An 18276-nucleotide genomic window follows, 5' to 3' on the forward strand; every position below is an offset into this window, starting at 1 on the left:
ATTGAGTTAGTAATATTTAGTTGTGAAAACATTTAGAGCTATGTAATCCTCTTCAGATGTCTCTGTATTAGTCAATTTTACGAACATATCAGCCGATGTTAAAGCTATTTCATTATTATGAGGAGTTTTGTAACACTTCAAAAATGTCAGGTCTGCGTCCTTGTCAGAATCATATAGCCTCAGTTCAAATCTTTTACTTTCTCCATCAACAGAAATAGTAGTATTTCTAATCTCGGTTGCGTCTATTCCGTAATCTGTTATTATGTTGATCTGTTCCGGTCCTGTATAATCAATACACTGTGCTTTTCCGCCTCCTGGATAACTATTAAACGTCCATTCAACATTCAGATCAACAGTGCCCTCAATGTCAAATACAAGCTCGCTATAACCGCATTCTAAATTTTCAGCCCTTCTTATTTCAGTGATCCGGTAGTCATTAAATTGCCAGTTAACAACCTGCGTGTTAGATATTTTGTTGAAATACTCATCCGAGCTTACCATGATCCGGAAATAAACATCCGTTCCGGTAAGCACATTATTAAGTGCATCTGAAGTAACAGTATCGGTTTTAACATCGTTAACGGTTTTAACGCTGATCCAGCTTTGTCCATCCAATGAATACTGAATAGAAATCACCGGATTGACGAATTCGTCTACATAATCCCAAACTAATGTGAATGTATTTCTGTTAACCTGAATAGCCGAAATAAGGATTGGATTTGCAATTGCCTTTCCTTTGATCTTCCCTTTTATACCCAATGTGTTATACCTCCTATTATGAGAAAAGGCGCCATCACCAAAGGGATATACATCTAAAATACCTATGGGTGAATTTATGGTTATATACCCCCTGCTATTAAGCCGATTCCCGCCAATACCATACCTCCAATTTTCATAAAGGGTAATAAAGTCTTCAAATGTTACCTGCGTAAACTTGATGTCTACAGTTTGCCCGTTGAATAACGGCGGCGTGTTTGCTCGCAGCCTGCTTAAAGGCTCGTTAGCCCCAACAACAACCGTTCCGGGTAACTCATATGCTAAATCTGGTGATACCGCCTTCATGGAAGCTCTTTCTTCATTCTTGTAATTGGTAACCTTGATAATATCAGTTCCTTTTTTCTTTGTCAGCCCACTTCCAAAATATTGAAACCATCTGGCCATATGGTATTTGGGATTATGCCTTGCATTCGTTGACGTTTCCGGATTTCTTATGTAGTTTGGCTCAGTAAATCCATCATTCAGAGACCTGTTTTTAATCAGTGATGAAATATTGTAATATAATGGTGTATCAGATGCGCCTTCAACGATTCCTGAACTCTTGCTCAATTTCATTTTGGCACCATCAATACTTAATACTATCCATGAGCCGGCATTGATGCCTTCGGTTATTTGAACCTCTCCTCCTTCCTGAATCATGGTTGTATCAAATGCTGTTGATGTACATGTCAACAGTAAATAACCCCCATCTACTGAGTGAAAACAGTTCTCAAATACCCCGGAATCCCAATAATTGGTTTGTTCAACCATATCAATTAAGACCAAATCATCGTCATTATCATTGGTTGATGTTGACTTATCCTCGATCAGCTCCTGTATCTTATACTCGTCAATGATTAAATCTGTCTGCTTATCAAACTTATTTTTCACCGTTATTATAGGCGTTGAAAACTCAGCCACAGTAATAAAGTTCTGAATATCGTCCTTTATTTTAGTTGAGTATTTTTTGGATCCAAAAACGAGGCTATTAAAAGTAACATCCTTGTCATTATCAAAGTTGTAATCATTCAAATATTGTTTGTTTGACAGATCGAAGGACTGAAAATCTTTAAAGAAGTATTTTAAATCTTCTATCACAACATCGTTTCCAATAATGTCATAGCCCAGCGTCAACAGTTTTGCGGCTCCATCAGTTAACATGGATTTCATTGAAGTTTTTATTTTCTGTGTAGTATATCTAAGTGGAAGACCACGCAGGAAAATTCCGGTAGAAATAGAAGTGTTGAAAAATGTCCCACCGGGTCCTAAAAAATTACTCACAACATTCAAGGAAGATGCTGTGTAGCTTTTCACCAATTGCCGGAACCCTTCAATAAGTCTTATCCCGCTTGTCCTCACCAGCGGGGATTCCATATTGGTTGTGATGATAATACTTGTATTTGTTTTAATGCTTTCATACATGAAAAAATCATCACAGTTAAAAACAAGGGATAAACTTTGTCCAGGCTGAAGATTTTCGGGATTTAATAAAGGGAATTTTTCATAATCTATTATTATTTCAGAATAGTCCGGGCTTCCCATTACGGGAGTTGCTGCTTTAAGCCCATAAATTTTTCTATAATTATTTCCAGTCACAATAGCAAATAGAGTTACGGCAGGTGCCCCTGCAGACTGTCTTCTAAATTTGACATGCATATCGACGATCTCAATTTCTATTTTCTTCAGGGTTATGTTGGTTGAAACAAAAGGACCAAGCTCATACGGATAAGTTGCTCCAATTTTCATTCCCGCATAAGCATTCGTATTGTCGCCAAATTCATATTCTTCGGACCTTGCAAAAGACAAAAAATGAAAATTACTTGGGAAAACAGTTGACTGCAGCTGTGAAATATCGTAATAATATAAATTAGTAAGGGTTTTATTCCCTTTCTTATACCCGATTGGAAATGTTTCTACTGGCGTGATCACATTTTCATCCAGATCTTTTGTTGCAAACAAGTCAATTGAAGTATCTTCCCTGTTAAATAATTTGTTCCTGGCTTCGCTCTTGATCAATTCAATTTCGATTTTAAACATACTTTTTCCAGGCTTCAGGGAATACTTATTAAAATTCACTTCAAAATTATCCTGAAGGAGATCGTATTCCACCCCATTTTTTACAGCAATCCATTTGAAAATAACATGTCCGTCACCCCTTTGCTCTTCGTTTACGTTTTTCAATAAATTAAAGGCGATGGGTTGGCTATACTGCCAGAATACAAGCTTCTCATTGTCTCCAATGATGAAATCCTTCACAAAAAACAATTCATCATCAACATTGACAATTGAGTCCGCCTGATTCCAGCCATCAGGCGTTTCAATTACATAATCTCCTGCATATTGCCCGGAAACGACAATCATTTTAAATATTTTCTTTACCCCGTTCTCAAAGGCAATATTTTTTATATCCATGTCTCTTCTCCTGTTTTTAAATCGTATGTCCCTACTACTCTTGATACATATCCTGGTCTTTCTTTAATAATTCTACCATTCTCTTTCCGTATGGAAGTTGTGCCTAAATCTCTTTGAGCCTTTCTTACCTCTTTAGCGATCAATCGACTTATTTTTTCACTATTGTCTTCTGTTTTGTTGATGATATTAACATAAGGTACTTGCAGGCTTTGTTGTATAGATTTTTTAATTAACCTGTGTCCAATCTTAGTATTTGGACCCATAGTCTTCAAAATATCCTTTGTCTGATTAGCGGTATAAATTTTGTCTCCTTCATCGAGCCAGGTCAACTTTGCTCCGCTGTTGGATCCAAAAGATTTAATTCTATCATATTTGTCTGTATGAAGTTCGGCGCCCTGCTCGTCTCTCCATGCCCACTCTGCCGGACCTCTCTGTCTACCCTTCCAATATTTAGGGGTTGGATCTTTTGACATGATCGATACTGATTGAGCAACACCAAACGCAAGAGCAAGCGCAGCAGCAATGATCCCAGCTGGATTAAAGCCGTATTGAGCGAGTGAAGTTGTTGCTCCTAATGCACCGTTAATTAAAGCCTGTTGAGCAGCTGCCTTTTGTTCGGCTTTTGCTTTTTGGGTTTCAATCAATTTTTCCCGTTGACGTTGCTGTTCTTTTACTACCATTGCTTCAGCTTCCAGACGTGATCTTTCGTCCATCTGCTCTGTAGTAAGGTCCTCTAAAGCATTTAGTTGCTCTAAACGTCCATTAATGAATTCCGTTTCCTGATCTGCTGTTTCCTGTGAATATTTAAGCTGTTCGTCAAGATTAGCAAGAGTTTTTTCTTTTTGCTTTTCATTAAGCTTGCTCAGTGATTCTAATACTGCAGTTGCAGCAAGTACCGCGTAATCTTTCCATGAGGCAGTGTCATTCTTTAGCCTAATCATGGTTGCGGAATAAGCATCAGCTAATTGTTCAAATCCAATGGTCTTAAATCCTTGTGTTACTGCATCCCGGAGGGCTTGTGTTTTTTCTGATACAAGATTTTTTGCATCATTATTTAATTCTGTATTATTGGTTTCTAAACTCTTAATTTGGTTTTCAGCCTCTAATGACTTGTTGGCAAACTCCGGGCTTTTCTGACCCTGTAAATCAGCCATAGCAACTTTTAAATCATATTCGGCTTTAAGTGCTTTTAATTCTGCAATTTTAAGATTGTTCTGCTTTATTTGATTGTCAATTTCCAGTAATGAAATTCTATAAGTTTTTTCTTCATTAGAAAGCTTCTTACTGGAAAGGATTAACCTTTTTTGCTCTTCAAAAGTTACATTTTCCTTGAAGGTAGCATTGGCGCTTTCGGTTTCAAGGTCTTTAATACGGGCTTCAATTTTTGACCTTATCTTTTCAGACCTTGCATCCTGTATTTTGCCAATTTCTTCATCCCTTTTCCTCTCAACAGATAAAACATCCTGATTTAGCCTTTTTGCTAGAGCTATTTGATCCTCATAAAATTGAGTCGTCGACTCTAAAATTTTACCATCTAATTCGATTTGCTTATCAAGACGCTCCGTATTAGTCAAGTAATCATCATTTTCAAGAGCAGTGGCCTGTCTTTCAAATATGTTTTGACTCATTTGGAAGGTGTTTTCAGCCTCTTTCTGGAAATAATCATATTGCTCCTTAAGCGAACTCTTGATTTCCGATGAAGCCTTTAATATAGCAGCTCCTTCAACTTGTTTTTCTTTGGCATTGGTGCCTTTTAAATATGCTTGAACCTTCGCAGTGTAACCCTTAATGATTTCAATTCTTTTTTCCTGGAATTGCTGTTCATTAATAAGACCTTCATTTTGTTGCTGTGTTAAATAGGCAATGGAAGTGTCCCTTTCAGCTTGCAGGGTGTTCATCTTGTCCTTTTGATAACCATCTAATTTAGCACCGGTATATGGCTTAGGCTTTTCGACTTTTTCTATACCTTTGGACTTTTCTCTTTTCTTCAGCATTCCATCTTCCAAGAACCAGTCATCTGCCTTTTTATTTGTTGTAAACCAGCCTCCTTTTGCGTTTTGAGCCCTCCAAACATTGCGGACTAAGGCAAACTTTTCACCTTTAAGGGTCGCTTGCTGAATGATTTCGTTAGCTTCTTTAAAACGGTTAATCTGCTCTTTACCCATTCCGTCAAAGCTTTTTGAGGTAAGACCGTTCATAAATACCAATTGCTTCTGCTTTCCTAGCATTTTGTCAAACATATTCACCAAAGAATTATATTCGGCTGTAGCATTTTTGATTGCAATTCTATTTCCGTCAATACCCCTGTTAAAACCATCAAAGTTTAATGTACCCTGAGCAATGATTGAATTCATTTGGTTCAACATATCTCTAGCGGTATCATTTTCTTTAGTAAATGCCTTTGTATTTTTATTGATTTTGGCTAAAGCATCCCAATAGCCTATTGAACCATTTTTAAAGTCTTCTAAGGTTTTCTTTGTGACTTCATTCATGCCGTTATACACGACAATATTTTCAGAAAATACTTTATTTAAATAGATGTAAGCCTGTGCTTGGTCTTCAACTAATTCCTTTATTTTTTCTCCTGCTTTTTCTAAGGCTATTTTTTGAACGTACTGCTCGTTTACAATACGTAACTGGTTGCCAATACTTTCTAGTGTTAGATTTTCCTTGTCCAGACCATTGAGGAAAAAAGGATTAATCTTAGTAATTTCTTCTAATATTTCCTTTCTCTTTTTCTCATCATTGAAATTCTTTTTAAGCTCATAACCCAGCATATTTAATTCAGCCTGCTCTTTCTCAATAATGGTAACTTCCTTATTTGGGGTTAACATTTCAAGCATCCTAGTAAATGCAGTGGAAACACTGATTACTGATTTTGAAATAGCTCCGGAACCCTGTTCTATTCCATCAACAAAAGCCACCCAAGCATTAGCAGCTCTATTGGTGGCTGCTGCTTGCGTTTGTATTTCTTCCCCAATTCCAAGGGAATATTTTTTATTGAGCTGTTCGGCGAATTTCGGCAAAACATCATCTGCCAACACTTCACCATCTTTCAGCATTTTATCCAGCTGAGCGGTAGAAACTCCCATTCCGTCAGCAAATAATTTAAATGCACCAGCCATACGATCCCCAAGCTGGCCACGTAATTCTTCCGCCTGGACCTTTCCTTTAGACATCATTTGCCCTAACGCACGGAGAATACCGGTGGTATCTTCAGTATTGACACCAAGCAACGCGCTGGATCTTGTAACCGCATCAAATATGGTTTGTGATCTTTGCCCCTCCAAATAGGTGTCTTTTGCAGATGCGGCAAACTTCGTATAAGCATCACTTAAACCCAGAATCTCAATTCCATATCTTTCTGCTGTTTTCGTTAAAAAGTCATTCTGCTTGTAAACCTCATCATTGGTTTCAAATACAGTTTTCTGCGAAAGACGCAAGGTGTCAAGCTTCTTGGATGTCTCGTAAGCTTTCTCACCCATCTGATAGAAATAACCAGCAACATTCTGAGCGACATTTACCAACCCTAGAGCCTTTACAATATCCATGATTCTTCCTTTCAAGGCTCCAAACCTTTGACTTGCCGGAAGAGTTGATTGATTGATATTGTTAAGCTGCCTTTGAAGTCGTATCCCCTCATTTCTTGCTTCCCGAAATCTTCTGACAAGTTCCGGATATTGCTGGCTGTATTCCCTGGCAGAAACCGTACCGGCGCGGACTCCTTCACGAAGGTTTCTTATCTGGGTACCATATTCCCGGGCTCGGTCTCTTGCTTCACGAACCTGACGAGTAAATTGAGCATGAACACTGTTACTATCCCTTGTCTGGCGGGCTTCCTGCTGTGCTTCTCTTGCTAATTGCTGGCGGGCTCTACTTTCCTCTGTTGTTGCCCGGGAAACTTCCCTTCTGGTCCTGGCCTGTTCGGTGGCTAATTGCGCCTGCTGATGCTCTAACCTGGCTGTTCTTTCCAGCGCTGCTGCCAATTGACGTTCTAATGTAGCGTGTTGTTGTGTTGTACTGTTTAATTCCTGTAAGGCAGCGTTGAATTCACGCAGTCTTCCGGTATTCAAAGATCGATTAATCAGGTTTGACTGAGTAACCATATCTTTGAACATCTTTACTACTTTTTTTCCTTCCGCCTCAATCAATCTAAGTTCATCTACCGATTTCCGGGCTTGAATTACCGCTAATACATCATTACTTCCCATTTTTCAACGCCTTATTAGTTGCTTCCACTTTCTCAATCAATCTTTTTACATAAAGCCCAAATTCATACAATGAAATCTGCTTATCATCAATCTGCATTTCCAGTCCCATTTGAAGGCAAATAAACTGGTCAGTAAGATTGAAATCTCCCGAATCTGTAACCTCATTTTTATTAATGGAACTCTTTAGTTTCTCAATATTATTTTTATGCTTTTCTACCTTCTCAACTAACTTCTGTCGCTGTTCCGTCAACGATTCGCACTTTTGTACCTTAAAATGCTTTAATAGCTCTCTGATTGTTTGCTCATTGAAGTCTTCTGAAGTTGTTACACCCATAGAATCGCTCAATTCCTGAGTTTTAAGGCACAAATCAATCATTTTGATCATGAGTTGGTACCGGTTCATTTCATTTTGAGCAACAGCGATCTGGCCATATTGAAGGACTTCTTCATTCTTCATGTTGATAGAAATAGCGTAATCCTGCTCAATTTCTTCATATTTGGCCTTTAATTCATCCAGATCAACATCAGGAACCTCATCCCCTGACTCATAGCCTCTTATCATGTAAAAATAATCCCCTGTCTGGTCTATTCTTTTGTAATTCCAGAAGGGGATCTCTTTACTGTCTTGGTAAATTTTAAGTTTCGTTTTGGTTTGAGCTTTCTTCATATAAACAGGGGTGTTCTTTAACATTAAACCATTCAGGGATTCCATCAGCATTTAAAAATCCTCGCTGTGTCGCAACTTCATTTGGGTTTTGTCCGTTTGGGATCCAGGCTATTTCAAGACCTCTTGGCAGATCGAAAACATGATAGATAAAAAATCGTTTTGCCGGATCTGTTGCGTACTTTTTTAATAATTGGCAGTCTGTTTTTGAGACCGCTTTACTGCAATTGCACATTATAGTCTTCCCGTATTAACAAGTTTATCAAGCCTTGACTTGATTTTGGGTTTGTTGGCGATCTGAACATCAATCATCTGCTTTTTCGTAATACCAACAATTCTGGATTTTGAGATCACAGAATAAATACCGCGCATATAAACCGGGTCATAATTGGTAGTAAATATTACTTCCTTCAGATTGACTCTTGCTTTTATACTTTTGTAAAATTTACCGTCGTATTTCTTATCCCACCAGTGTTTTAAGTCCCATCGCCGGTTATTTAATGGATTGGCACGGCTTTTATAATCTGCATAGAACAAATTTCCACGGCGGTACTTGGTAGAGTAAGCGGGCATTCGCCCGCCATCATTTGTTTTGCCCCTAAGTAGATTGTCCTGGTTGATCTTTTCCAGATTTGACTCTTTTAGAGCCTGTTGGACCATCTTTGGCATCATCTTTTTCGCCAGCTGGATCCTCTTCAGAAATGTTTCCGGATTTATCTTTGCCATCTTCTGGTGGTTTTGGAGAAATATACTTTTCAATCGTGTTCCGAGTCAATTCCGGAAACCTTTTCTGTATGTAGCGTACCGCCTCTCCCATGGAAGGAAAAGGCTTTGGTGGTACTATTACATAATTTATAATTTCGTATTTCATTACGCTACTTTTTCAGTTTCCGATTTACCTGCATAATAATCCGTATCAAGTACATAAACAGGTGATCCCGCCACATCAATTTCAAATGAAATACTATCGTTCGCAGTCAGTGCTGCATGAGTAAATGTGTAATCACCGTTTAGCTCCGCAACAGCAGTAACAGGCTCTAAATCCCCATTTCTTCTCATACTCCAATTATCCGCCGTTACTAATCCCGAAACAACCGAATCAGCACACATATTGGTAACTTTAACTTTCGTTGTGGTAGATGTAGCAGTTAAGGCTGAAAGAATATCAATGCTTACCGCCGTTACCGGATTCAGTTCATCGAAAGCAACATCATCAGCTTCAAATACAACCGCCTGGCCTTGCCAATATTTCATTGCAGAAGGAGCAAGGTCGATTCTTAATGTAGAACCTCCGCCTTCTGCAGCAGTCTTAACTTTCTTGATGCCGGTGAATAATCTCGCATCGAAACCTTTAATTTTTCCGTCTTTCATTTGCTGTCCAATTACGGAACCGTCAGCAAATACCAAGAAAATAGAATATCTCTCTGATTTGTCGAGCTTCTGAAGCTGATTCTGGAAACAACTGTTTTTGTAGAAGGTCATATTCCACTTCTTAACACCGTCAGTATTTTTGATACTCTTCCCGTTCGCCAGATCAGTATACCCAGGATCAACATCAGCATCTTCTGCTGCATCAATTTCTACTGTTCCAATGATCCAATCCTTTTGAATGAAACCATCCAAAATTGTCTTAGTAAAAGTTGCCGGGTCGAATCGCACTCTTCTGTCTGCGAAAATAACCCCGGTTACCATTTCCTCGCCGCAAAACATACCCCCTAATCTGGCAATAAGTCCGGCTTCATTACATTTTTTGATTGTTAACATAACTTTATTTTAATTTTTAAATTTTAATTCGGGGAAACAGTCTTCTGAAATCGTTAAATCTATTTCCAGAATCACAGCGTCCCATACATCGCCAATTGTTACAGGTTCGGGTTTACGTTTACCATTAGCGTCTTTACTGTTAAGCTCATCAACATCATTCAAGGGAAGTGCAGTATAATTCCAACCACCAGATATTTCAATCCCTTTTGTTTTGTTTATAAGACTTCTGAAACGTAAAAGGATAGGATAAAGCAAAAACTGATAAGTATCTTCAAACCTTTTCTTATACCTGTCATTTAAACTTCCTTTTGTGATAAAAAAGAACCTGCACCCCTTTAGTACTGTTTGATTTTTAGAAACTCCTTCACTTACTACATAACCTGTTTGAAGCCAAATTAAAGGATATTTAGAGCTTGAATCATTCAGTTTTTTAGTCAGTTCGACAAGATCTCCTTCAGTGTACTTAATGATCCATTCTTTACCATTGTATTCAACAGCGAAAGCGCCATTAAGTAGCTGATCTAATAAGACGTGGTGATTAATCATAATCCCAACTCATTTTTAAATTCCCCAAACCTCCTATAATTAGTATCAAGCAAAGGATAGTCTGATTTATTGTCAAACAGGAACTGAACTAAAGATACATTCCCGGACTTGCGATTGATACCGTAATAATCCACACCTCCACCTGGTAAATACCAAAATGGGTTTCCTTCTATTGTAAACCCTGAAGGGTGAGACCTGAATCCACCATGAAGTTTTTCTATAAACCTATTCCAGACTTTGGTCATTTTGGAGGTCATTGATACGCGGTTCCCCACCTTGTTATCTACTGCAACTTCTCCTATTCCTGTAGTCTGTGTTTGGTTATCATCATGATAAGTACAATACACGTAATCAGCTAAAAGACTTTCTTTTGTTTCTGGCAGAATTAAGCCTTCCCAATAGTGCTTTTTACCCTGTATGGTGTAGGTCTTGCCGTTTATTATCTCCAAGTAGTTTCCGGGCGTATTACCATCTATTCCATTGGTGATGTACTGTTTGAAATCTTCCCACATTTCAAAGCCAAAAGCAAAAGACAATACATCCCTTTCGCCCTTAATTATCTTAAGGCCCAAAACATTGTCTGTTTTCGCATTGGGATCAGGCTCATTAATGTTGGCCACAATGTTCGAATCCTGAAAGTATGTATTGTCTATTAAACTCATGACTATTTTTTATCTCCTTTTAGAATCTGAGTGTTAGACTCAGAAACTTCAATTTCAACTCCTTTAACTTCTTCAGCTAATTTCTTACTGATAAGCTTATCGGCCAGAACCTTATGTTCAACGTATGTAACACCGTCAGACTTAAGTTTAATTGCCTTATATTCTGACACTTTATCAAAAGATACCTTAGTCCCTTTGATTTCTTTTTCTTCTTTTTCGTCTACTTTAATTTTTGCTGACATAATTGTAAATTTTAAGCTGCTGGTTTAAGCAAAGCTGCTTTAACAGTTGCAAGGTTGATTTTAACTACTGCCGGATATTGTGCTGGCGCTGCGTTGATCACAGAGAACACTTCCCCTACTGCTGTATACTCATTTCTAATGAATTGATCATCATACTGACCTCTTCTGAATATAAATCCTGTGTGGATCTCTTTGTAAATTGAGAAATCACCCACTAATGCTTCTCCCTGGTTCATTTTTAATGTCGGGATTACGGTTAATCCAGCGATTTTATTCCCGGAAGCGTCTATATAAGGTTTCAATGAGAAGTTTCCGTTTTGATCCTGGGTGTAAACTGCTGCATCAATGTCAGCTGGGTTCATAATCGCGAAGTTTGGATTATATCCTAATGACTTGATCTGCTGCATAACTGCAACGATAGCCAGTCCATTATCTGGATTTGGCAGCGTGTCATCTAAGGATGAAGCAACATAAGCGGTTGCGTTGGCCTCAATTTGATCAACCAAACCATCCTGCCATGCCGTAAGAACATCAAGTTCAAACATGTCAATAATAGCATCCAGTAAGGCTTGAAAATCCATTACAAATTCCTCACTCCACTCAATACGTCCAGCGTATTTTTTTCTCATTGTAGAAGTGTTCTGAAATTTTTTCTGGATCAAAGGCTTAACAGCTCCTTCGGCAACAACTGCAGCCGCTCCTTCTCCCGGAACCTGCTGTTTTTTGATTACATACTCAGGAACATTGGCTCTTTGAGTATTCCTGATAACATTAAGAATAAAGTTTTCCGGAACTCTGATCAACGCAATATCGTTGTCAACTTCAAATGAACCAGTAGGATATGTTAATCCAGATACATTGCTTACTGTACCGTTATTAGTCATGTGCATTGCAGGAACTTTTTCAACGGTAAAAGAGAAATGTTCTCTTCCTTTGAAAGCCTCTACAATTGCTTCATGATTTTCTTTAATAACCGTATGTAAGAAACCTTTCATTTCAGGCTGCATCTGAACGCGTACTTTTTCCTCAATGGAATTAACCGTTTCAGCAATGTCTTTAATTTGCTGTTCTGTGGTTTTTTGGCCCTTTAAAATAGGATCTAAAGCTGCGTCAATTTCTCCTTTCCTAACATCTGCATCATTAGCTTCTTTTGCGGTGTAATATGCCTCCTTTTCCTCCGGTGACATTTCCGCGATCTGTTTTAGTGTCTTTCTTTCGAATTTCATTTTAAATTAAAAATAAATCGTTAATATTTTTGTTTTGTTCACCATGAGTGGCATCCGCCGGCTCGATATTTATAAGAGTGGATTTAACCGGCTCTTCGTTTTCTTGTATTCTTCCTGTTGCTGGATTACTCCCAAACATTACAAGGGAACTTTCAAGCACGTTTTTAGCTTGTTTTACAACCCAGAAGTAGAATATATCTTCATAGTCTGACTTGTTGGCTATTTGGGGGTAATATGTGTCAAAAATGGTTTTCTCTTTTTCATAGTCTTCGTCATTGGAATCAATAGCAAGATCAATATCTACATACTGCATTCTTACACTTGCTTCAAACTCAAAGCCTTCATTAAGCCATTTTTTAGCATCTTCATTTACTATTTTATCTTTACGCACTTTGTAAATTAAACAGTACGTACTACCCTCGTAATTCTTGCCAATAGACTTAAATGGTATTTCCGCAGTCAGCATTTCGACATCATTTTTCATCGCTATGATCTCAGTTCTGATAAGCGTATGATCCCATACCAGGTAAACTTTACCCTGCTGTTCCTTTACCGTCTTGTCCCAATTACCAGGAATATGAAGATCTGAATGGCTATCCAGGATATTTGAGCTATTTACCACGAAATAGTAATAATCATCATCAATTTCAAAAGACTTTGAAGCTTCAGAAAATTTAGAGATCAACATCTGATTCGTTACTACAGACAATCCCTTCTCACAAGACTTATAGATTTCAGCCTTTTTGGCACTTACTATAATATCCTTATGTTCTTTCAATGCTTTAAACAGCTCAGATTTAGAACTGAATTGTTTATTTGGAAACTCCTTTACTACTATCATTTTTTCACAGCTTTATCATTCGACAAAATCTTTTTCTTCTTTTCCAGTTCAGCTTTTAATTTCGGAGGCAAATTTTCATCCTCTTTTAATAGCTTATCTATTTTGTTGATCATGTTTTTCATAAGAATTATTTTACTTTATAAAAGCCATTGAATTGGTGTGCAATCAAGAAATCGTCCCATGTTATTTCTGGGTCAATAAGCTTGAATTCTTTATATGCTTTAATTACCTCATTTGTTGTTTTTGCTCTATCCAATGCAGAAGCGTTTTCTTCAGCACTTTTCCCGGCAATAACACTAGGTAAATGATCATACTTTCCTATCAAGGCATTTCCGTTATTGAAGTATTCAGGAGACTTTTGAACCAGGGTATTCAGCCATTTATCTGTTATTGCTTTTACAGGTCCTAAAGTGAACCTAGCTTCTGATACCTGTTTGTTTTCGTAGGTAGAATCAAAGAAATAGTCTTTAGGAATAGAAAAACGGGTCCTGATATTACTCTTTGCATTGTCTTGCATTTCAATATTCTGAGCCTTTGCGTTGTTCCTTGATAGATCTAAATGTTTTAAACTTTCATTTGTCACAATGGTGTCTCCGATCTTGCCACGGCCGGCTCCATAAGGCCCTTTGCCTGATAACTTAAATTCAGCATCTCTCTTTTGATCACCCTCTAATGGTCTATAACCTCCTGCACTCGTATTCCCATGATCAGGACTCAATACAGAGTTGACAGGACTATTGGTCAAATAGCACATTGTGTCTTGTGAATTGATCAAAGTTTGCAAGGATGATATAAGGGGGAATATTCGCGATGTCGGGTTAAAATAATTCTTAGGGTTATAGCTGCTAATATCAAATCCTTTCTGTGGTAAACGATCATAGAAGTAAGCGAGTTCAAACATTTTAAGTGGTCGCACCTCTCTACCATCTAGTCTTTCCTTTACGTCCAAATCTTGCAATCCCTTTCCGGTAACTATATAAGGGTTTTTAATGGCAGGCATAGAAAGTCTGTTGAAGTCGATATTATAAAGCTGTGAGCCAATCTTTAAGTTTCCATTTTTAAAATAGTTGCCGGATTGAATAGATATTCCAGTTGTTAAGGTATTGATCACCATTTCAGTGATAAACTCTGGCAATGTTTGAAATGGGTTTGGATTATTTAGAAACTCTACGTACTTTGAATTCTCTATTTCATTTCCGTTCTTGTCAATCTCAATAATATTAACCTGGCTGCAGGTTTCTGCATATAGATCAATACAGTCAGCCAGAAAGAAAACGTTATGGTAATAATATTTAAGATTTTCTACAGGTGTGTAGTAAGCTTTTTTAATTCCAACTACGTCAAGAAATTCATCAATTCGACTTGTTCCGTAATTGTAAGCATGTGTACCATCATCAAGTCTTGTGTACGGCAAATAATCACCATCCCAAGCGTGTTTTATAGTATCAACAACATTACCAATCTTTGTAAAAACGTTCACTTACTCACTGTTTATAACAAAATTAGTTTATCGGTCTTCTAGTGTTGGCGACTGTAAATTATTTCTTTGAATTTTAATATTGAATGAGTAAATTTACATATGGAAGAAAATGAATTAAGAATTGGCAATCTGGTCTATGATTATGATGGCAAAGTTAGTACTGTTACTTCTATTGATCATAGAAGCATCAGGGTTAATAATGAGTCTATTGGTTTTTCTGGTTTATCATTAAACCCAATACCATTAAATTATGAATGGTTGCTGAAGCTTGGGTTCGAAAAGGACGGTAATGAATTTTCTAAAGATAGATTTATAATAAGGCTTGATCAAAGAAGTTTAATTATACAAGGCTTTGAATATGACTATAACGGAATACTATTAGGAACTGAAAATCTATATGTTCACGATTTACAAAACCTTTATTTTGCTGTTAAAAGGGAAGAATTAACTATAAAAACTCAAACGGATGAAATCAAAGAATAAAACTAATTTAGATAAGTGTTGTAGTATTGATTTAATTCCCGAAGGTATTACGAATGAAAAAGAAAATTTACTATATGGAAAATAATGGATATTTAGAAGAAAGCGGACCAATAGATGAAAAGACTTTTGATCAGCTAATCGAAAAAAGAAAGATTAAGCAAACTCAGGTAACGAAGGAAGTACAAGCTATTGAAAATGATTTTAGGGAAAAGTTACAAAACTATGTCAATGTAAATAAAGATATTTCAATTTCTATGTCTTTAAATACACAAAAAACTTATACTGATTTAAAAAACGGGAAGTCAATCCTTAATAAGATTGACATAATTATTGAGACGGATATAAAATTAGGCTTATAAAAAGGTTTATTGTGTTAAAGAACAATCCCTAAATACTCTTTAATTCCCCATCCTCCATACTCAAATGCGTTCATATAGTGATCATCCTTTTTTATTGGCTTTCCGGTAGGCGTATCATTGATATATTCAAGTGAATAGTTCTCATATTCAAATTCAAAATTTGAATCGTACACATAACAAACCCTCATCTTTGTAAAGAATTCCCAGCGGGCCTTATAGGTAGGTTTATTTGTAGGAGCTAAATTTAATGAGTAGTTTTCTATGATGCTATTGGTTAATGAGATCTCAGACCCTGCTTCTTTGTCTGAACTATCCGCCCATCCATAAGTTACCAGCCCTTTTGGGAACCCCGCAGCAATAAGATATTCGCCTAATGGCGTTTCTCCCATGCCATTCATTGGTTTATACAGCGCCGGGCGCACATAAAGGGTACGATCCCCATCATACTTGATGCCAACTAAGGCTGTAGGTTTAGCCCAACCATAATCAAGGCCAAAGTATTCACGTTCATCAATAGCGTTGTATTCTTCTATTGTGATAACCTTCCAGTTCTTATAAATCTTTTTAGGGTTTTCAGCTTTTAAACCTAATCCATACACCAGCCAATCATAGTCTGATGCTGATCCTTCAATTTCGTTTTTAATACATCTGGCTAATTCTTTAAGTTGTTTATCCGTAAACAAGCGTTTATTAGCTTTAAAGTCGTAAGTTTTAGCTTCTGCTTCTGAAATATAGCCACTTACTACAATGTCACAGTATTTTACAGACTGATAGCCTAATATCTTATATCTGCTTTCTGCAGTAATGAATGGATTATCTTTAAATGTGGAGTGATCTACGAACGTAGTATCTTTAATCTTTTCTTTTTCGATCCAGTGGTTTTGCTTCGGGTTCCAGTCAAACAGAATAACCTTTGATCTCATAGCGAGCTGCTTGAATACTTCTTTACTGAAGCTGTACGGCTCGTTAATCCAGCATATAGTCTGAGACATCCCCATTGCGTTGTTCTCGTCATCTAAGCCTGTAAACCGTATCATATTGCCGTTATGCTTAAACGTCCATGTATGGTTAGTTTTATTTTCTACAAAGTATTGATTTAAGTTCTCTGAAGCTAAATATTCATCCAATTGCTGAATGGTGATTTCACCTTTTTCGTACTGGGCCGTTCTTACCATTGGATCCTTAAGCCATTTCTTCCAGTCTGTTTCTACGATTTCTCTACATGACTTTTGAGTGTCTCGTAAGATGGTAGCAGATGTTCCGGGGTTCTCTAGCAAATAAAGATAAAGAGCTTGGAAGTTACTCCATGTTTTGGTGCTCCTAGAGCTGCCTTCTTCAATGATAAGATTATAAATATGCTCAGGCTTGCCATATTCATTTAGATTCTTCTTATTTAAAGCATTCCATATACGTTCGAAAACGATAGATGCTTTAAAATTCATTGCTGCAGCTGTCATAATTATTAATCCTCGAAATCAGGCTTGACTATCTCAACTGTTACAACAGATGGAGAAGCGTTTATCTTGTCTCCTTTAGAAGTAATATCTGTTTCGGTCCTATCTGTCCACCCCATGTTTTTAAGGGCAAATAATACTCCAATAACCTTGTCGCCAAATAAGCCTTTTTCATAGTTATTTTCAACTTCCAGCAATGCTCTTTTTATTGGGTAAGAAAAACCGTCTTCTTTTGCATAGTCATATAGGGATTGTCTACTTGCAAATCCTAAGTAAATAGCGAGTCCAGTCATAGTAGGAGGTTCAGGATAACGTGTCCATATCTTAACAGGTTCATCTTCTGTTGTAGTAACGGCTTCTTTACCTTTGCCCGTTGTCTTTGTGGTTATTTTCCTTTCGATAACATATTCACCCTCTATCCATGTAAAGTAATCAAGTAGTTTTGTTGCCATATGTTCCGGATCTGAATATATAGGTGTTCTTCCAGGAGAAAATTTATTTCCTTCTGCAAACTTTCCGTTTGGGTCCCTACCCTTGTCGTTATTATCAGTTTTCATACTTTCCAATATTTTTTCTGTACAACATACATTACACATGAAATTGATACTCCATACTTGCTTGCGATTTTACCGTAAGGTAAACCTGCAGACTTCATCTTTCTTATTTCACTTGCCTTTTCCTCATTTAAAAGAGCCATTCCATTGCGGATACCTTTTTGTGAATATCCTTCTCGCCCAGATGCATTAATAATACTCTGTTGCCTACTGATCCATTCAAGGTTTTTTGCTGCATCATTTAAGCAATTACCGTCCTTAAACTTTACAACCTCATTTAAATAAGGGTTCCGAATAAAAACAGATGCTACCAGGCGGGAAACAATTACATTATCATATATACCCTTCTTTTTAGTAATCTTTACGATATGCTTTCCAGAGGCAAGTGTTTTCTTAAGGATAATTGGCCTTTTCTTCATGTAACTTTTCACCCTCCCATAATTAGACACTTCATAACCATAATAATATGGTATCTCTTGCCAAATTTCTCCTGGTAAATCCTCCTTCGTCTTACTTTCCATACTCCTTAAATTAAAAACCCCGCTACCTAAACAATTCAGGTTGCAATGGCTGTAGTTTTTCAATCCTTGTTTTTCCAAGTTCAAAATATTCCTGATCAATC

The 18276-nt window shown here is 37.2% G+C and carries 17 protein-coding genes; 2 read left to right on the plus strand and 15 right to left on the minus strand.

Annotation, left to right across the window (positions count from 1 at the left end; all coding sequences use genetic code 11):
• Window positions 1-6: 6 nt before the first annotated feature.
• The 12 genes from BUB03_RS21320 to BUB03_RS21375 form a co-directional block, all read right to left on the minus strand.
• Entirely contained in the window at window positions 7-3168 is a 3162-nt protein-coding gene (locus tag BUB03_RS21320; RefSeq protein ID WP_073066972.1) for a hypothetical protein, read from the minus strand.
• Window positions 3159-7379 (minus strand): tape measure protein, encoded by a 4221-nt coding sequence (locus BUB03_RS21325; RefSeq protein WP_073066974.1) that lies wholly within the window; start codon window positions 7377-7379, stop codon window positions 3159-3161. Before BUB03_RS21325 ends, BUB03_RS21320 begins: the two co-directional genes overlap by 10 nt.
• The gene (locus tag BUB03_RS21330; protein WP_139258947.1) at window positions 7369-8046 is read right to left on the minus strand and encodes a hypothetical protein; all 678 of its coding nucleotides are present in this window, start codon (window positions 8044-8046) and stop codon (window positions 7369-7371) included. Before BUB03_RS21330 ends, BUB03_RS21325 begins: the two co-directional genes overlap by 11 nt.
• 231 nt (window positions 8047-8277) lie before the next feature.
• The gene (locus tag BUB03_RS21335) at window positions 8278-8769 is read right to left on the minus strand and encodes a hypothetical protein (protein WP_139258948.1); all 492 of its coding nucleotides are present in this window, start codon (window positions 8767-8769) and stop codon (window positions 8278-8280) included.
• A gap of 144 nt (window positions 8770-8913) precedes the next feature.
• Window positions 8914-9807 (minus strand): hypothetical protein, encoded by an 894-nt coding sequence (locus tag BUB03_RS21345; protein WP_073066980.1) that lies wholly within the window; start codon window positions 9805-9807, stop codon window positions 8914-8916.
• 9 nt (window positions 9808-9816) lie between these two features.
• Entirely contained in the window at window positions 9817-10353 is a 537-nt protein-coding gene (locus BUB03_RS21350; RefSeq protein ID WP_073066982.1) for a hypothetical protein, read from the minus strand.
• Entirely contained in the window at window positions 10350-11015 is a 666-nt protein-coding gene (locus BUB03_RS21355; RefSeq protein ID WP_073066983.1) for a hypothetical protein, read from the minus strand. The genes BUB03_RS21350 and BUB03_RS21355 overlap by 4 nt, the downstream gene beginning before the upstream one ends.
• Before the next feature lie 2 nt (window positions 11016-11017).
• Window positions 11018-11257 (minus strand): hypothetical protein, encoded by a 240-nt coding sequence (locus BUB03_RS21360; protein ID WP_073066985.1) that lies wholly within the window; start codon window positions 11255-11257, stop codon window positions 11018-11020.
• 11 nt (window positions 11258-11268) lie between these two features.
• Window positions 11269-12483 carry a phage major capsid family protein gene (locus BUB03_RS21365; RefSeq protein ID WP_073066987.1) on the minus strand — a complete coding sequence of 405 codons (1215 nt, stop codon included), beginning with the start codon at window positions 12481-12483 and terminating at the stop codon, window positions 11269-11271.
• 1 nt (window position 12484) lies between these two features.
• Window positions 12485-13324: a hypothetical protein gene (locus BUB03_RS21370; RefSeq protein ID WP_073066990.1), complete on the minus strand. Its 840-nt coding sequence runs from the start codon at window positions 13322-13324 to the stop codon at window positions 12485-12487.
• The gene (locus tag BUB03_RS22215; RefSeq protein WP_262484344.1) at window positions 13321-13446 is read right to left on the minus strand and encodes a hypothetical protein; all 126 of its coding nucleotides are present in this window, start codon (window positions 13444-13446) and stop codon (window positions 13321-13323) included. The genes BUB03_RS21370 and BUB03_RS22215 overlap by 4 nt, the downstream gene beginning before the upstream one ends.
• A 5-nt stretch (window positions 13447-13451) precedes the next feature.
• On the minus strand, window positions 13452-14804 hold the full coding sequence (locus BUB03_RS21375; RefSeq protein ID WP_073066993.1) for a phage portal family protein: 1353 nt from the start codon (window positions 14802-14804) through the stop codon (window positions 13452-13454).
• A 99-nt stretch (window positions 14805-14903) separates the two neighbouring features.
• Between BUB03_RS21375 and BUB03_RS21380 the strand changes: the two genes are divergently transcribed.
• On the plus strand, window positions 14904-15287 hold the full coding sequence (locus BUB03_RS21380; RefSeq protein ID WP_073066996.1) for a hypothetical protein: 384 nt from the start codon (window positions 14904-14906) through the stop codon (window positions 15285-15287).
• 74 nt (window positions 15288-15361) lie between these two features.
• On the plus strand, window positions 15362-15646 hold the full coding sequence (locus BUB03_RS21385; RefSeq protein ID WP_139258950.1) for a hypothetical protein: 285 nt from the start codon (window positions 15362-15364) through the stop codon (window positions 15644-15646).
• Window positions 15647-15660: 14 nt separating this feature from the next.
• Here the strand turns inward: BUB03_RS21385 and BUB03_RS21390 are convergent, their stop codons facing one another.
• The 3 genes from BUB03_RS21390 to BUB03_RS21400 form a co-directional block, all read right to left on the minus strand.
• Window positions 15661-17103, minus strand: coding sequence for a phage terminase large subunit (locus tag BUB03_RS21390; RefSeq protein WP_073067002.1), 1443 nt, complete (start codon window positions 17101-17103; stop codon window positions 15661-15663).
• A 5-nt stretch (window positions 17104-17108) separates the two neighbouring features.
• On the minus strand, window positions 17109-17657 hold the full coding sequence (locus BUB03_RS21395; RefSeq protein ID WP_073067004.1) for a terminase small subunit: 549 nt from the start codon (window positions 17655-17657) through the stop codon (window positions 17109-17111).
• A partial coding sequence (locus BUB03_RS21400; protein ID WP_228417959.1) for an NUMOD4 domain-containing protein occupies window positions 17654-18276 on the minus strand: 623 nt, incomplete at its 5' end. The genes BUB03_RS21395 and BUB03_RS21400, both read right to left, overlap by 4 nt.

The sequence above is a fragment of the Chryseobacterium oranimense genome, from assembly GCF_900129755.1.
In the GTDB taxonomy this organism is placed as follows: domain Bacteria; phylum Bacteroidota; class Bacteroidia; order Flavobacteriales; family Weeksellaceae; genus Chryseobacterium; species Chryseobacterium oranimense.

Coding starts and splice junctions, on each gene's coding strand:
- BUB03_RS21320 (WP_073066972.1), bottom strand. CDS start 3,168: ATGGATATAAAAAATATTGCCTTTGAGAACGGGGTAAAGAAAATATTT.
- BUB03_RS21325 (WP_073066974.1), bottom strand. CDS start 7,379: ATGGGAAGTAATGATGTATTAGCGGTAATTCAAGCCCGGAAATCGGTA.
- BUB03_RS21330 (WP_139258947.1), bottom strand. CDS start 8,046: ATGAAGAAAGCTCAAACCAAAACGAAACTTAAAATTTACCAAGACAGT.
- BUB03_RS21335 (WP_139258948.1), bottom strand. CDS start 8,769: ATGGCAAAGATAAATCCGGAAACATTTCTGAAGAGGATCCAGCTGGCG.
- BUB03_RS21345 (WP_073066980.1), bottom strand. CDS start 9,807: ATGTTAACAATCAAAAAATGTAATGAAGCCGGACTTATTGCCAGATTA.
- BUB03_RS21350 (WP_073066982.1), bottom strand. CDS start 10,353: ATGATTAATCACCACGTCTTATTAGATCAGCTACTTAATGGCGCTTTC.
- BUB03_RS21355 (WP_073066983.1), bottom strand. CDS start 11,015: ATGAGTTTAATAGACAATACATACTTTCAGGATTCGAACATTGTGGCC.
- BUB03_RS21360 (WP_073066985.1), bottom strand. CDS start 11,257: ATGTCAGCAAAAATTAAAGTAGACGAAAAAGAAGAAAAAGAAATCAAA.
- BUB03_RS21365 (WP_073066987.1), bottom strand. CDS start 12,483: ATGAAATTCGAAAGAAAGACACTAAAACAGATCGCGGAAATGTCACCG.
- BUB03_RS21370 (WP_073066990.1), bottom strand. CDS start 13,324: ATGATAGTAGTAAAGGAGTTTCCAAATAAACAATTCAGTTCTAAATCT.
- BUB03_RS22215 (WP_262484344.1), bottom strand. CDS start 13,446: ATGAAAAACATGATCAACAAAATAGATAAGCTATTAAAAGAGGATGAA.
- BUB03_RS21380 (WP_073066996.1), top strand. CDS start 14,904: ATGGAAGAAAATGAATTAAGAATTGGCAATCTGGTCTATGATTATGAT.
- BUB03_RS21385 (WP_139258950.1), top strand. CDS start 15,362: ATGGAAAATAATGGATATTTAGAAGAAAGCGGACCAATAGATGAAAAG.
- BUB03_RS21390 (WP_073067002.1), bottom strand. CDS start 17,103: ATGACAGCTGCAGCAATGAATTTTAAAGCATCTATCGTTTTCGAACGT.
- BUB03_RS21395 (WP_073067004.1), bottom strand. CDS start 17,657: ATGAAAACTGATAATAACGACAAGGGTAGGGACCCAAACGGAAAGTTT.